The organism is Methylorubrum thiocyanatum, from assembly GCA_014138645.1.
GTDB classification, from domain to species: Bacteria; Pseudomonadota; Alphaproteobacteria; order Rhizobiales; family Beijerinckiaceae; genus Methylobacterium; species Methylobacterium thiocyanatum.
Map to the genome: position 1 here is coordinate 150,007 of JACJIB010000011.1, position 15,265 is coordinate 165,271.

Genomic DNA, 15,265 nt, shown 5'->3' on the forward strand with positions numbered 1-15,265 from the left:
ATCACGCCTTGCGGGCGACCGTGAAGCGGGCCGCGTCCTTGAGCACCTGTGCCCGCGCGCCCCAGGGGGCGACGGCCTCCTCGCACAGCGCCACCAGCCGGTCGCATTCGGCCCGCGCGCCGTCGAGGCCGAGGCGGTCGACCAGGGTCGCCTTGCCGGCATCCTTGTCCTTGCCGGTGGCCTTGCCCATGGCTTCCGGCGAGGCCTCGCGGTCGAGGATGTCGTCGGCGACCTGGAAGGCCTGGCCGAGCGCCTTGCCGTAGCGCAGCAGCGCGGCCCGCTCCTCCGCGCCCGCGCCGCCGACCAGCGCCCCGGCCTCGACGGAGAAGGCGAGGATCGCGCCGGTCTTCATCGCCTGCATCCGCAGGGTGTCGTCGATGTCCATGTCGGCCGGGCCGAAGCGCCCTTCTGCCGAGAGATCGAGGAGCTGGCCGCCGACCATGCCGCCGAGGCCGGAGGCGCGGGCGAGCCCGAGCACCAGCTCCGCCCGGATCATGGGATCGGGCTGCCAGCGCGGATCGGCGGTGACCTCGAAGGCCAGCGTCTGGAGGGCGTCGCCGACGAGGATCGCGGTTGCCTCGTCGTAGGCCTTGTGGACGGTGGGCTTGCCGCGGCGCAGGTCGTCGTCGTCCATGGCCGGCAGGTCGTCGTGGACGAGGCTGTAGCAGTGGACGAGTTCGACGCCGGCACCGGCCGCGAGCGCCGCATCCTCGGCCCCGCCGAGCATCCGTGCGGTCTCGATGGCGAGGAAGGGCCGCAGGCGCTTGCCGCCGCCGAGCACGGCGTGGCGCATCGCCTCCATCAGCCGGGGCGGCCGGGCGATCTCGCCCGTCTGCAGGGTCGGGCCGAGCAGATCGACGAGGAAGGTCTCGACGGTGTCGGCGACCCCCGCCAGCCTGTGGGTAAAGTCACCCGTATAGGCGTCCGCCTTGACCGAGGGGTGGGAAGCCTGCGTTGAGGTCATCGGAAGGGGCCTGGATCGGGGAGGGGCGGACGCGAGGTGGCGGTGCCGGAGGAGAGCGAGGCGGAACGGCACGGGCGCGACCCGCGACGGATTCCGGCGCCGAGGCCTCTCGCGAGGGCCTCCGCGGCGCGGACGCCCGCTCCGAGGCGTCGAACCGGGCTGCGGCGCGCCGCGACCCTGATCACCCTCGCTCCCATTGCCATTCTTGCCTTCACGCTCACGCTCGCGCTCGTCTATAGCGTGGTGACCCCGCCCTCAACCCTGATGCTCGGTCGATGGTTGACGCTTCAGGGGGCGCAGCGGAACAGCGTGCCCCTGGAGGCGATCGCCCCGGCCCTCGTCCAGGCGGTGATGGCGTCCGAGGACCAGCGCTTCTGCCTGCATAACGGCGTCGATTGGGGCGCGTTGCGCGAGGTGGTGGACGACGAGGAGGGCCCGAGCCGCGGCGCCTCCACCATCACCATGCAGACGGTCAAGAACGTCTTCCTCTGGCCCGGCCGCTCCTACATCCGGAAAGGTCTGGAAATCCCGCTGGCGGTGCTGGCCGATGCGGTCTGGGGCAAGCGCCGGACGATGGAGATCTATCTCAACGTCGCCGAATGGGGGGAGGGGATCTTCGGTGTCGAGGCCGCCGCCCGCCATTGGTTCCGCAAGAGCGCCCGCGACCTGTCCCGGGGCGAGGCCGCGCTCCTCGCCGCGGTCCTGCCGAACCCGATCCTGCGCAGCGCCGGCAAGCCGACCCGCGGCGTGAGGGCGATCGCCGGCCGCATCCAGAGCCGGATGGGGCAGGTGGACGGGTTGATGGGGTGTTTGAAGCGCTGAGCCTCAGCCCGTCTCCGCCGCGCAGAGCCGCGTCACCGCCTGCTCGTAAGCTTTCGCATCGAACTTCCGGAGCGAATTTTCGCTCTGATAGCGCACGCTTCCAAAGATCGGGCGGGTCTGCCAGGGGCGGTCGTGCAGACCGAAGATCCAGGCGACGTTGGTGAAGGAGTTCGCGTCGCGCCCGTCGAGGAAGTAGCGGTTGTTGAGCCGCAGCGTCCGGGCGAAGGCCTCCTCCGGCGAGGGCGACCATTCGAGGATCTTCTTGCCCCAATACATGCGCAGCTGGTTGTGCATGTAGCCGGTCTCGCGCATCTCGCGCATGGCGACGTTCCAGTAATGGTCGTGGGTCTTGCCCTCCGCCAACGCCTCTTCCGAATAGAGCTTGGGACGCGCGTCGTCGGCGTGTTCGGCCAGCGTCTTGCGCGCCCATTCGGGCACGGCGCGGGCGTAGTCGTCGTAGCCCTCGGTGTGGAAGACGTGGTTCATCGCCAGCTCGCGGCGGACGATCAGCTCTTCGAGATAGGCCGAGCGGTCGTCGCGGTCGGCACCCTCGGCGGCGCGGATCGCCAGCGCGATCTCGACCGGCGAGATGTGACCGAAATGCAGGTAGGGGCTCATATGCGAGGCCGCTCCGGCCTCGGGCTTGTTACGGCCGGCGCCGTAGCCGGCGAACGCGTCCTTCAGGAAGCTGTTGAGGCGTTCGGCCGCCTCGGTATGGCCGCCGCGGAAGCGCTTCACCGGGCCGACCGTGGTGTCGAGCTTCAGTTTCGCGAGGAGCTTGTCCGGGTCCGAGACGTCGAGCCCGTCCTTCAGCTTCAGCCTCTCGATCAGCTCCTTGGCGGGATGATCGACCGCTCGCGGCTCCAGCGGTTCGAGATAATCGTCCCACAGCTTCTGGAGCTTCGGGCGCAGGGTGCGCGCGGCGTATTCGTGCTTGGCCGAGGCGGTTTCGACCGGCACCACCACGTCGCCTTCCACTTGGACGACCCGGCATTTCGCCTCGCGCTCGATCGCGCCGTACCAGTCCTTCTGGATCGCGAGATAGCCGCGATCGAGCACCAGCAGGGCGGCCTTCTCCGAGAGGTCGATGGCGACCTGCGCCGGCGTCCCCCGGCGCACGAGGAAGGCGATGCCGCGCCTTTCGAGGGCGGCCGCCGCGTCGGCGAGCCCCTGCAGCAAGAAGGCGTAGTGCCGGGCATTGGCCTCGGGAAAGCCGTTGGCGCCGTCGAGCAGGCCGAAGCAGACGAGGAGCGGAAGCTTGAGGCGGTTGGCTTCCTCGATCGCCAGTTCCAGGGCCGGGTTGAACGGAACACGCATCGCCTGCTGCATCAGGTACAGCACGATGTCGGCATCCTCGCGCGGCGGCTCGTCGTTCAGAACCCGGATGCGGGCCGGTTGAATCGCCATCGGTCGAATACGCCCCCGTTTCGGCCCATCCCGGCCGGCGCCACCGGGGCTGCCCGGCGCGTCGATCCCGGCAGGCTGATTCGGGGCTGGCCCGTTGGCGGGGCGGGGCGGACAGCCCATCGGGGCAGGGAATGCGCCAGGGCGGCAAACGTTGCATGCTGTTGCATCGCCATGGCCCGGCAGCCCCCCGCTGTGCCGTCCGCCGGATCAGAAATTGCAAGTGGTTTCAAGGATGTGACACGTACGAAGACCAGATTGCGCGCGTCCGTCTATTGCGACAATCGCCGCGATCACTGCAATCGAGCCGCCACGGCGCCTGCGGCATTTCAGTGACAGACATCGAGCGACGTGTGCCTGCACACGCGCGAGAGGCCTCATAGCCGGCCAAGCGGCTTGCAAAATTCCGGGCAAGGATCATTTTGTGCATTGCGGGAACGCGGACGGCGTCCGCCTCCCGCTGCCCTCCTTGGGCGTTTCCTCCCTAGACTTCGGGCCGCTCTTCACGGGCGGCTTTTTTTTGTCCCGAAGCTCGCGCAGGTCATCCGCGGGCGCGGGCGCGGATCATGAAGTTGTCGTAGGTGTATTCCGCGACCTGGAACCAGAGGTACTCCTCGTTCCGGAAGGTCTTCATCGCGTCGTAGATCCGCTTGAAATCCGGGTTCTTGGCCGAGAGGTCGGCATAGACCTCGTTCGAGGCCTTCAAGGCAGCTTCCATCAGGTCCTGCGGGAAGGGACGGAGTTGCGCCCCGCCCGAAACGAGCCGGCGCAGGGCCTGGGGATTGCGCGCATCGTAGCGAGCCTGGACCTCGGCGTTCACCTGGGCCGCCGCGCCCTGGAGGATGGCGCGGTAAGTCTTCGGCAAAGCCTTCCAGGCCTCGGCATTGATCCAGAAATGCAGGAGCGCGCCACCCTCCCAGAAGCCGGGATAGTGGTAGATCGGCGCCACCTTCTGGAGGCCGAGCTTCTCGTCGTCGTGCGGGCCGATCCACTCGGCCGCGTCGAGCGCCTTGCTTTCCAGCGCGGCGTAGATCTCCGGCCCCGGCGTCGCCTGCACCGAGGCGCCGAGCTTGGCCAGCACCGTGGCACCGAGCCCACCGACGCGCAGCTTGAGCCCCTGGAGGTCGGCGACCGTCTTGATCTCCTTGCGGAACCAGCCGCCCATCTGCGCCCCGGTATTGCCGCCGGGCAGCGCCACCAACCCGTTCTTCGCGAAGATCTCGGCGAACAGCTCGGCCGCACCGCCCTGAAGCCACCATGCGTTCTGGCCTCGGGCGTTGAGCCCGAACGGCAGGGCGGTCGCCAGGGCGAAGGCCGGGTTCTTGGCCATGCCGAAGCTGGCCGGGGCGTGGCCCATCTCGGACTTGCCGCCCCCCACCGCGTCGAGCAGTCCGTCGGCGGGGATCGACTCGCCCGCGGCCGAAACCTGGATCTGGAAGCGCCCGTCGGTCGCCTCGGCCACCGCCTTCGCGAGGCTCTCCGAGGCGCCGAACAGGATATCGAGGCTGCGCGCATAGCCCGAGGTCAGGCGCCAGCGCAGCTCGGGCGCGGCCTGCTGAGCCCGGGCGGGGCTCGCGAGCCCCCCGGCGGCGCCGAGTCCGGCGCCGAGGCCGGCGGTCAGCACGGCGCGGCGTGGCAGGGTGTTTGACATGGATCTCCCGGGTCGTCCCGATACGCTGGCCGACCGTTGCCATACACGTGAAGGCGGTCATCGGGAAACTGGGGCAGGCCCCGTCGCCTCCCGCGCGCCGCCGTGCTAGCAGGCTCGGCGTGAACACCGAGAAGCTCAGCCTCCACACCGTCTGCGGCCTCGACGAGCTCGTCGAGCATCAGGCTCGCGGCGTCAGCCACGTCCTGTCGATCCTCGATCCGGACCGGGCGGATCCGGAGGCGTTCGGCGCCTACGGCACGCACCGTCGTACCATCCTTCGCTTCCACGACGCCATCGAGCCGGCGCCGGGCGTCGTCCTGCCGGAGCGCGAGGATATCGAGAAGATCCTGGCCTTCGGCCGGGACGCCATCGCCGATGGCGGCGAGATCCACATCCTCGTCCACTGCCATGTCGGCATCTCGCGCTCGACCGCGGCGCTGGCGACGCTGTTCGCCGAGGCCGAGCCGGAGACGCCGGCCGAGGATCTCATCGCCCGCCTCCACGCCCAGCGCGAAAAGGCATGGCCGAACGCGCGGATGATCGCGTTTGCCGACGAGATGCTGGGGCGGGGGGGCAGCCTCAACGAGGCGGTACGCCGCCTGCACGGCCTGCAACTGCGCAAGCGCCCGCATCTCGATCAGGTGATGCGCGACCTCGGCCGCGGCGCCGAGGTGGAGGCGGCCCTGCGCGACTGAACCTCGGTTCAGTTCGATTTGGCCGGGGTGAAATTGCCGTCGCGCCAGACGTAGAGCACGTAGCCCTGGGCGGTGATGTCGCCCTTGGCATCGAAGCCGACGGGGCCGAGCACCAGATCGAAGCGCTCGCCGTGCAGGGCCTTGGCGATCGGCCCGGGCTCCGTGCTGCGGGCGAAGTTGCCGGCCTCCACCAGCGCCTGGAGCGCGGCGTAGCCGTAGATCATCGACCCGTCCGCCTCGATCCCCTGCGCCTTGAAGGCGGCCACCACCCCCTGCGCCTCGGGCTTGCGGCTCGGATCGAGATAGAAGGTCATCAGCACGCCGTTGCTCGCCGGTCCGGCGATCTTGGCGAAATCCGGCGTGGCGATGGCCGAGGTGCCGAACCATTGCGGGCGAAAGCCCCGCTCGGCCGCGATGCGGACCAAGCGGCCCATCTCCTGCGCGTCGCCGCCGTAATAGACGACGTCGATCCCCGCCGCCTTCAGCCGGTCGGCGAGCGCCGCATCGTCCGCATCGGTCGGTTGGAAGGCGGTGGACATCGCCTCGTTCACGCCGATGCGGTTGAGGTTGTCCTTGGTCGCCGCCGCAAGCGTGCGCGAAGCCGGCGACAGGTCGCTGAGGATGGCGATCCTCCGGTCGCGGAAGCGCTCGGCGAGGATCGCGGCGGAGAGCTTGGCTTGGTCGTCGTCCCGGCCGCAGACCCGGAAGATCGTCGGCAGGCCGCGATCGGTCAGCTTGGCGGCGACGGAGGCCGCGGTGATCATCACGATCCCGTTGGCGGCGTAGACGTCGGAGGCGGCGAGCGAGGCGTTCGAGCAGACGTGGCCCACAACGAGCCGCACGCCCGAATTCACGTAGTGGTTGGCGACGGCGACTGCCTGATTCGAATCGCAGGAATCGTCCTGCACGTCGAGCACGATGGGCTCGCCGTTGATGCCGCCCCGGGCGTTGGCGTCCTTGGCCGCCGCCTCGACGCCGCGCAGAACCTGCTCGCCGACGGTCACGTAGGGCCCCGTGCGCGGCACTGCGACGCCGACCTTGACCTCCGCTGCGGCCGGGGCGGCCGAGAGGAGCCCGGCCAGCAGCGCGAGAGAGGCCGAAGCGAGGGCGAGGGGGCGTCGGACCGTCATGGCGCCTCTTTCCCAGCCCGCTGCCCTGTTGCCAAGGTCTGCCGGTCCGGACCGTTGTCGTGCGTCAGGACCACCGTCCTGCGTCGGCTCCCCCTTCGGGACCGGCACGACCGCGCATCCGACATCGCATTCGCTGCATGGAATGACGCGGGCTGGGCCTTTGGCAAGTCGAGATCTCGATGAAACAGGGCGGACTTTCGCGGGGGGAGGGGGCGGGCGCGGTGCGCCCGCACCCGCGCACCGCCCGGACGATCGTCCTATCGCGTGACGGTGTAGAGTGAGGCGCCCGCGGTGACCGGGGCGGTCACAGTCGAAAACACGCCGAGCACCTTGCCCAGTTCCGCAAACGGCGAACTCGACACGTAGACGAGGTCGCGGTTGCGCATCCGGAAGCTCTGGGTGAGGAACAGCCCCTGCGCGTCACGCAGGTTCACCCGGTACACCACCGGCACCTGCGGCGAGGCGAGCAGCGGCGAGTTCGGCCGCAGCCGCCGCACCACCGCCGACGGCTCGTAGCGGAACACGAACACGCCGGCCGGATCGGCCTGGAAGTCGCGCAGGCCGGCGGCGCGGGCGAGCGCCTGCGACAGCGTCAGGCCCTCGGCCGAGAACGGCACCTCGGTGGTGCTGCCGAGCGCGCCCACCGACAGGAAGGTCTGCGGATCGCGCACCAGCGTCAGCGTGTCGTCGGGGCGCACGAAGATGTTTTCGCGCGGATTGGCGACCACGGTGCTCATCGGCACGGTGACGGTGCGGTTGCCGCGCGAGAGCCGCACGAAGGTCTCGGCCACCGGCGTGCGCACGCCGCCGGCCTGGGCGATGACGTCGAGCAGCCGGTCGCCGCGCCCCGACAGCGGCACGCGCTTGCCGGTCGCCGCCTCGCCGGTGACCGTGACCGATTGCGAGACCGGCTTGGTGACGGAGACGAGCACCTGCGGCTGGATCGCCTTGCCGGCGAGTTCGGTCTCGATCAGCGCCTGGACGTCCTGGGTACGGCGGCCGACGACCTTGATGCGGCCGGCATAGGGCACGGTGATGCCGCCGTCGGGCCCGACCACCTGTTCGGGAATCAGGGCGGACTTGGAGCCGGCGGAGAACCGGTCGGCGACGAGCGGGCCGGAGAACAGGCCGCCGGAGCCGGCCTCCCACACCTGCACCGCCACCGAGTCGCCGACGCCGATCACCGGCTCGACGGAGGGGCGATGATCGCCGAAGGTGACGAGGAGGCTGTCGAGGGGGCGGGTGCGCAGGGCCTCGACGATGGCGGGGGTGACGTCGATGATCTCGTAGCGGGCGAACAGGCCCTCGGCGGTGGCGACGTCGGCGCCGTTCTCGATCGCCGAGGTGGTCGGGCCCGCGGCCGGCAGGAGCGAGCACCCCGATACGGCCAGGGAGGCCGCCAGGATCGCCAGAACCGCATTGCGCTTCACGGAAAACTCCACTCGAGCCGGGCCGGACGGTGCCGTCCCGTCCGCTCCCTTCCGGATAGCCGCGCAATCACTGCGATCCATTGAACACTGGCCCCGGCCTGATTCTTGATTGACGCACACGATGCGCCGATGGCCGGCGAGGGCTCACGCAGCAATGCGTCACCACCGTGGCACGGCCACGCTTATCCACCCAATCCCGTTCGATTCGGGGACACGGCGGCCCGCAAGACACAGCCGAGCTGGGCTGCGGTGAGATCGACCCGCCCCGGTGCCGCGCCGCCATCCCGGCCGAAGCGGAACAGCGCGTAGTCGGTCGCGGCCGGGCCGGAGGCCTGCGGGGGGAGGTCCGGCAGCGAGGGGGCGTGATCGCCGAACACGCAGAGTGTCGCCCGCCGCCCGGCGAGCCCGTCGATCAGCCGCTCGATCGCCGCGCCCGTGTTGGCGACGTGGTGGAGGTACTGCGCCAGAGGCGCGTCGATCCCGGCGAGCCGGCCAGGCTTCCAGGGGCCGTGATTCTCCATGGTGACGGAGAACAGGAAGGTCCGCCCCGCACCCGATGCGACCTCCGCCAGGATGCGCTCGGCGACGGCGACGTCGCCGACATACGGGCCGACCCGGGGCGCATCGGAAAAATCCTCCTCCATGACGAGGCGGTCGAAGCCGAGCCTGCCGAACACCCGCGCCCGGTCGAAGAAATCGCGGTGAAAGGGGTGCACGAACACCGTCGCGAACCCGGCCGCGCGGGCGAGCCGGGCCAGACTCGTCGGCTCCTCACCCTTGCGGGCGAGGTAGGGATCGTACCGGCCGAAACCGAGGGCGTCGGGATCGAGACCGGTGAGAACGGCGTGCTCGGAGCGCATGGTGTAGGCGCCGTGGGCGGGCACCGCGAGGCGACCGTACTGCGCCGCCTCCGCCCGGATCCGTGCCATCGCCGGGAGGTCCGGCCCTCCGAGACGGGCGGGATCGAGGAAGGATTCGAGTTGGACGACGACGACGACCTCGTCGTCGGCCACACCTTCGGGGCTTGTCGTTGCACCCGGCCGTGGCTCCGCAGCGTCCTCGCCGAGGCGGCGCAGGGCGTAGCCCATCATCGTCGCGACAAGCCCGAAGCGGGCGACATCGCGGGTCAGGTCGGGATAGGGGAAGAGGCGGCGCAGACCCCCCTGGCCCCATGGCGTCAGGGCCGAGAAGGCCAGGGCTGTGAGCGCCGCCGGCAGGGCGAGGATCGCGAGGATGGACGCGCCCGCCGTCTCGGGGAGCGCCGTCGGTTCGAGGACGTACCACGCGACGATGGCGGCGAGACCGAGGAGGAGCGGCCCGGCCATCCGCGGATCGCTGAGCGGCAGGGTGTAGTAGAGCTGCGGGTGGCGCGGCACCTGGGCCAGCAGGGCGAGGTCGCTGAACACCACCGGCTCGCCGATCACGCGGCGCTTCAGCCGGTCCACCACCGAGAGGATGGCGAGGGTCAACAGGCAGGACGCGGCGGCGAGCCAGGGCCGCCACGAGAATTGGAACCAGAACAGGGCGATGAGTGCGTAGCCCGCCGCCCGGATCGCCAGATCGCCCGCTCGCAGGCTCGGTCGCTGCGGCGAGGCCGCCGCCTCGATGGCGAAGGCGCCGACGAGCGCGACCGCCAGCGGCACGAGAAGGGTCGCGAGACTCATGCGTGGTCAGCGGCCGGATTCGCTGCGCACGCCGCGGCGGGCGCGCAGACGGCGCAGGATCGGATTGATCAGCGCATAGCGCAGCCGCATCGTCGCGTGGCGGGCCGCGCCCAGGGCGAGACGCGAGGGCGGCGCGGCGGCCCGGGCCTCGCTGAGCCGGTCGAGCAGGTGCTCGGGCGTACAGGGCTTCATCGCCACCGGGTCGAGATAGAGCGGGTAGAGGATCAGCGCGCCCGCCACCAGTTCGTCGAGGGATAGCGTGCGGCCGCGGTCGGCGCCGGGGGCCAGATCCTCGGTCAGCCCCCAGCCGGCATAGAACGGGCGGCCATGGACGGCGACGGTGAGGCCGCGGATCAGCGCCTCGAACCCTGCCAGCGAGGTCATGGTCTCGACGTGGTGGCAGCGGTCGAGCAGATCGACGATCGAGAGACCGCCGACGACGCGGTCGGCGAGGCGCCGAGCCTCGTTTTCGGGAATCGCGCCGGGCCGGAACCCCGCCTCGACATCGGGGTGCGGCTTGTAGAGCAGGAACGCGTCCGGGTTGCGGGCGCGGGCCGCGCGCAGCAGGGCGAGGTTGCCGCGCACCTGCGGCGAGCCGGTGAGCACCGAGGCGTCGTCCTCGACCTGGCCCGGGACAAGGACGATCCGCCGGTCCGAGGGCCATTCCTCGCCGACGCCTTCGAGGCCGACATTGTACTTGCTCAGGCGCCGCGCCACGATCGATTCCCGCAGGGCACCGGCGCGAGCAGCCAGTCCGGCCGGGAACTCGGCCTCCTTCAGCGTGCGGGCGAGCCGGCTCTCGACCCGCGGGTCGTAGTAGATGCCGAGGTCGTCCACGACGATGGAGGCGCCCGGCCGAAGGCTCGCGCCGAGCCCGACCGAGCGCAGAAAGCCGTCCTCGATCCGTGCGAAGGGGATGCCGGCCTCCGCGCAGAGGCGCGGCAACGGCTCCGGGCAGCGTGTCGCCCAGGCCTGGACCCGTCCGCCGTGACGGCGCGCGAGCGTCACCGCCTCCTCCGCCGTCATGGTGTGGAGCGGCGCGCCCGCGGGGCCGGTGGCGAAGACGTCGAGGGCCGCGCGCTTCCAGCCGGAAACGCCGACGAGGACGACGCGGCGGTCGTTGCCGAGGAAGCGGTCGCGCAGCCACGCTACCCGCTCCACCGCCTCCGCAAGCGGGATCGGCCGACCCGTCCAGGGATCGAAGCCGTGAACCCCCGCGCCGTAGCGCAGGGCGAGAAAGGCCGCCGCATCCGCCGGGCGTGGACCCGCCGTGGGATCGGAGCAATGGGGCTCGAAACCCGCCAGCACCGCGTCGCCGCCCGCCGCCCAATGCGCCACGTGGATGCAGGCCGCACGCGGGAACAGGAGCCGGGGATCGACCGGGCCTGCAATCACGGTGAGCCGCGGATCGGCGGGCGCCCCGTCCGGCGGGCAGCCCTCGGAGCCGGCGGCGACGAAGCGCGTCCCCGGATTCTCGGTCAGAAGCCGCGTCAGGAACGCTCGGACGGACGCGCGTGATGCCGCGGTGTCCGGATCGATCAGGGCGAGGGCCGGTTGCGTCGGCCCGGCGAAGAGGTCAGCGGCCGTCTCCGGCAGGGAACGGGCGAAGCGGTTGGAGCCGGTGAGCCCGCGTGCCCGCAAGACATCGCCGAGATCCGGGGAGGGGGGTTCACCCCCGACCGGGCAACCGGCATAGCGCAGCCGCAGGCTGGAAAGGCCCCTCTCGGGCGAATCGTAGGGGCTGAGAAGGGGACCGGGTGCAACGCGCAGAACCGGCTTGCCGTCGGCCTCGCCCGTCGGCGACCAGAGCGCCGGGGGAGCCGGTGTGCGGAAGCTCAGCGAGGCCCCGGTGGCCGCCTCGATCTGCGCGCGCAGATGCCGGACCGGCCTGCCGAGCGGCAGGTAGGTGCGGGGCAGCCCGGTTTCTCCGTGCGGCTCGATGTGGCGCAGGTCGATCATGCCGTGTCGATCATGGCGAGGCCCGCTCCATAGACCATGCCTCGACGGCGGCCCAGGCCGGTTCGAGCATGGGCCGCGTCCCGGCCCCGATGAGGCCGCTGCCTCGGACCGCGGCGGAATGCTTTTTCCCGGGGATGAGTTTCCGCCCGACACACCGGAGCCGTAATCTGGCGCGAGAGGTGCTTCGGCCGATCGTCGCAGGGGCTGCGTGATGGATCGGCAACGGAGGTCACGAATTCGCCCGGCCGTCTCGCGCAGTGGTTGCCGTCGGCCGGTGGACCGTGAGAGGCGTCCAGACGGACGACGGAACGCGCATCGCTTCACGACTAGGGATTGAGCGCCTGGGAATGTCGCAGCCTCGTGCCAATGCCATAGGCCCCCGCGCCGCCACTTTCCTGTTCCTGCAGGGGATCGCCTCCCCGTTCTTCTCGGTGCTCGGCAGCGCCCTGCGCGAGCGCGGCCACGGCGTGCGGCGCATCAACTTCTCGGCGGGCGATTGGCTGTTCTGGCCCCACGCGGCGGATCACTATCGCGGCAAGCGCGACGGCTGGGAGGCCTATCTCGAGGCCTATCTCCGCGAGCATGCCGTCACCGACATCGTCCTGTTCGGCGATTGCCGGCCCTACCATCAGGCGGCGGTCCTGGTCGCCAAGCCGATGGGCGTGCGCATCCACGTGTTCGAGGAGGGCTATGTCCGGCCCTACTGGATCACCTGCGAGGCCGGCGGGGTGAACGGGAACTCGACCCTGCCCAAGCGCGCCGACGAGATCCGCGAGATTGCCCGCAAGCTGCCGCAACCGGGCCGCGCCATGCCGCTGACCGGGGACATGGCCCGGCGCAGTCTTTGGGATATCGGCTTCAACATCGCCAATATCGGCTTTCCCTACCTCTATCCCGGCTTTCGCACCCACCGGCCGAATCACATCGCGGCCGAATATGCCGGCTGGATTCGGAAGTTCGTGCGCCGCCGCCGCACCCGCCGCGAGGCGGCGCGGGTCAACGAGATCTACCACGCGATCAACGCCGACTACTTCCTGCTGCCGCTCCAGCTCGACAGCGACTACCAGATCCGCGTCCACTCGCCGTTCCTCGGCGTCGAGGGCTTCATGGACCGGGTGATCGCCTCGTTCGCCAAGCACTCGGAGGCGCCGACGCGGCTCCTCGTGAAGCTGCACCCGCTCGACAGCGGCATCATGAACTGGCGCAAGCGCGCCCGGCAATCGGCCAAGCGCCACGGCTGCAACGACCGGCTCGACTTCATCGACGGCGGTGACCTGCCCAAGCTCATCGACGGCAGCCGCGGCGTCGTGCTGGTAAATTCCACCGTCGGGATGCTCGCCCTCGAACGCGGGCGGCCGACATTGGCCTTCGGTTCCGCTGTCTACAACATGCCGGGGCTGACGCATCAGGGCGACATCGACACCTTCTGGCGCGCGCCGCAGGCGCCCGACAGGGCTTTGGTGGAGGATTTCTTCCGCGTCGTCATGCACCGGACCCAGATCAACGGCGGTTACTTCTCCCGTCCGGCCATCGAGCGGGCGGTGGCCGGGGCCGTGCCGCGCCTCGAAGCGGCGCTGCCGCCCGCCTCCCTCGCCGCCGCCCGCGACGCCCTGGAACAGGCGGGTCGCGACGCGAGCCTCTCGCCGGCCTATTGACCGCCGGCCTTCGAAGCGGACCCAGTCGGCTTCGGCCGCGCTCCGGCTCCCTGCGGAAAGACACCGATCCTTGCCCGTCATCCTCATCACCGGCGCCTCCAGCGGCATCGGCGCGGCCCTCGCGCGCTTCTACGCGGCGACGGGCGCGAGCCTCGTGCTCACGGGCCGCGACCGGGAGCGGCTGGAGGCGGTGGCGCAGGGCTGCCGAGGGCAGGGGGCCGAGGTCCGCACCCGGCTGATCGACGTGCGCGAGCGGGAGGCGGTCGGCGCCTGGATCCGCGAGACCGACGCGGCGACGCCCCTCGACCTCGTCATCGTCAACGCCGCGGTGAATGGCGGGCACCCCTCCGGCGGGCTGGAGACCGAGGCGACGGCGTTCGAGACGGCCGACATCAACTTCACCGGGGCGCTCAACGTGATGTTGCCCTGCGTGAGCCTGATGAGCACACGCGGCCGGGGGCAGATCGCGCTGATCTCCTCGCTCGCGGCCTACGCACCCCTGCCCGATGCACCGGCCTATAGCGGCGCCAAGGCCGCGCTCCTCGCTCACGGCCTCGCCTTGCGCCAGAAGCTCAAGCCCCTGGGTGTGCGCCTCAGCGTGGTGACGCCGGGCTACGTCAAGACACCGATGGGCGGGGTCATCAAGGGCTGGCGTCCGCTCGAAATGAGCGCCGACGAGGCCGCCACCCGCATCGCCCGCGGGCTGGAGCAGGACCGGGACGTGATCGCCTTTCCGGCGATTCTCGCCGCGCTCGCCCGCGGCGCCTTGCTGGTGCCGGAATGGGTACGCAGCGCCGGCCTGCACGGCTTCCGCTTCCGCAACCGGCGGCGGCGCTGATGGTGTGGTCGCCCCGGATCGCCCTGTTCGCGCTGGAAGCGCTGCCGAACGCCCGCGCCGTGCGCCGCTTCCTGGCGGATCATGCGGACAAGATCGCCTTCGTCGGGCTCTCCAACGCCGAGCGGCCGGCGAGCGGCGGGATGATCGGTCAGGTCCGGCGCCATCTCGTCCGGTCCGGCCCCGGCTTCCTGCCCTATCTCGGCGTCAATTTCGGGCTGCCCGACCTGCTGCGCCCGCTCGCGCCGCTGACCCAGCGCCTTGCCGGCAGCGCCGGGATGCCCGAGGCGACGCCGCTCGCCGCGCTGTGCCGCCGCCTCGGCATTCCGACCCTGCGCGTCGATGACGTCAACGATGCGGAGGTGGCCCACGCCTTCGCGACGCACGCGCCCGACCTGATCGTCGCCTTTCACTTCGACCAGATTTTTTCCGAAGCGACGCTCGGGCGGGCGCGGCTCGGCGGAATCAACCTCCATCCGAGCCTGCTGCCGCTCCATCGCGGCCCGGTGCCGACGCTTCACGCCCTGGCGGATGGGCAGGGGGAGTTCGGTGTGACGGTCCACCGCCTCGCGCCCGCGATCGATGCCGGCGCGATCCTGGCGCAGGAGGCGGTCGCGCTGCCCGCCGATACGACGGCCACCCGCGCGGCCGTGCGCCTGCACGAGCACGGCCGGACCCTGCTCGATCGCGTGCTCGGCGATATCGCCGCCGAAGGCGCGATTCCGCCGGGCCGAACCGCTCCGGTGCTGCCCTATCGCGGTTTTCCCGACCGGGCGCTGCTGGCGCGGATGCGCCGGGATGGTCGGCTCCTCACCGACGCGCAGGATCTGCGGGACGCGCTGACGCTGTCCCGCAGGGCCTAGCGCATCGTGCTGGATATCGGATCCAGCACGATGCGCTAGGCTTTTGTTTTTGCATCATCTTTTTCCGAAAGCCGCAAACCACCTTTCGGGATGATGCTCTAGGGTCGAGACTCAATCAGCACCAGAAGGCAATGACGGCGGCAAGGGCGAGTGCTGAGGCGAAGTTTCGGGCGAGTTTGTCGTAGCGTGTGGC

Annotated in this window: 12 protein-coding genes; 5 read left to right on the forward strand and 7 right to left on the reverse strand. The window is 70.7% G+C overall.

The genetic code is table 11. From position 1 onward, the window contains the following. Position 1 precedes the first annotated feature (1 nt). On the reverse strand, positions 2-964 hold the full coding sequence (locus HNR51_RS24580; RefSeq protein ID WP_012454350.1) for a polyprenyl synthetase family protein: 963 nt from the start codon (positions 962-964) through the stop codon (positions 2-4). 36 nt (positions 965-1,000) lie between these two features. On the opposite strand from HNR51_RS24580, the gene mtgA reads away from it, so the two are divergent. Then, positions 1,001-1,786, forward strand: a complete 786-nt coding sequence (mtgA, locus tag HNR51_RS24585; protein ID WP_182556681.1) for a monofunctional biosynthetic peptidoglycan transglycosylase — start codon at positions 1,001-1,003, stop codon at positions 1,784-1,786. A gap of 3 nt (positions 1,787-1,789) precedes the next feature. Here the strand turns inward: mtgA and HNR51_RS24590 are convergent, their stop codons facing one another. Beyond that, positions 1,790-3,193, reverse strand: coding sequence for a deoxyribodipyrimidine photo-lyase (locus HNR51_RS24590; protein ID WP_182556682.1), 1,404 nt, complete (start codon positions 3,191-3,193; stop codon positions 1,790-1,792). A 538-nt stretch (positions 3,194-3,731) separates the two neighbouring features. Continuing rightward, positions 3,732-4,841, reverse strand: a complete 1,110-nt coding sequence (locus HNR51_RS24595) for a TRAP transporter substrate-binding protein (RefSeq protein ID WP_182556683.1) — start codon at positions 4,839-4,841, stop codon at positions 3,732-3,734. Positions 4,842-4,960: 119 nt separating this feature from the next. Between HNR51_RS24595 and HNR51_RS24600 the strand changes: the two genes are divergently transcribed. Then, positions 4,961-5,536, forward strand: a complete 576-nt coding sequence (locus HNR51_RS24600; RefSeq protein WP_012454354.1) for a tyrosine phosphatase family protein — start codon at positions 4,961-4,963, stop codon at positions 5,534-5,536. An 8-nt stretch (positions 5,537-5,544) separates the two neighbouring features. Here HNR51_RS24600 and HNR51_RS24605 read toward each other — a convergent pair whose 3' ends face one another. The 4 genes from HNR51_RS24605 to HNR51_RS24620 form a co-directional block, all read right to left on the reverse strand. Next, entirely contained in the window at positions 5,545-6,666 is a 1,122-nt protein-coding gene (locus tag HNR51_RS24605) for a branched-chain amino acid ABC transporter substrate-binding protein (protein WP_152277152.1), read from the reverse strand. A gap of 257 nt (positions 6,667-6,923) precedes the next feature. Next, positions 6,924-8,096, reverse strand: coding sequence for a polysaccharide biosynthesis/export family protein (locus HNR51_RS24610; protein ID WP_182556684.1), 1,173 nt, complete (start codon positions 8,094-8,096; stop codon positions 6,924-6,926). Positions 8,097-8,278: 182 nt separating this feature from the next. Further along, positions 8,279-9,760 carry an LTA synthase family protein gene (locus HNR51_RS24615; protein ID WP_182556685.1) on the reverse strand — a complete coding sequence of 494 codons (1,482 nt, stop codon included), beginning with the start codon at positions 9,758-9,760 and terminating at the stop codon, positions 8,279-8,281. Positions 9,761-9,766: 6 nt separating this feature from the next. Beyond that, positions 9,767-11,719 (reverse strand): capsular polysaccharide export protein, LipB/KpsS family, encoded by a 1,953-nt coding sequence (locus HNR51_RS24620; RefSeq protein WP_182556686.1) that lies wholly within the window; start codon positions 11,717-11,719, stop codon positions 9,767-9,769. Between the two features lie 347 nt (positions 11,720-12,066). Between HNR51_RS24620 and HNR51_RS24625 the strand changes: the two genes are divergently transcribed. The 3 genes from HNR51_RS24625 (at position 12,067) to HNR51_RS24635 (ending at position 15,072) form a co-directional block, all read left to right on the forward strand. Then, the gene (locus HNR51_RS24625) at positions 12,067-13,374 is read left to right on the forward strand and encodes a capsule polysaccharide biogenesis protein (RefSeq protein WP_152277155.1); all 1,308 of its coding nucleotides are present in this window, start codon (positions 12,067-12,069) and stop codon (positions 13,372-13,374) included. A 70-nt stretch (positions 13,375-13,444) separates the two neighbouring features. Beyond that, positions 13,445-14,212 carry an SDR family NAD(P)-dependent oxidoreductase gene (locus HNR51_RS24630; RefSeq protein WP_182556687.1) on the forward strand — a complete coding sequence of 256 codons (768 nt, stop codon included), beginning with the start codon at positions 13,445-13,447 and terminating at the stop codon, positions 14,210-14,212. After that, on the forward strand, positions 14,212-15,072 hold the full coding sequence (locus HNR51_RS24635; RefSeq protein WP_182556688.1) for a methionyl-tRNA formyltransferase: 861 nt from the start codon (positions 14,212-14,214) through the stop codon (positions 15,070-15,072). Before HNR51_RS24630 ends, HNR51_RS24635 begins: the two co-directional genes overlap by 1 nt. The last annotated feature ends 193 nt before the right edge of the window (positions 15,073-15,265 follow it).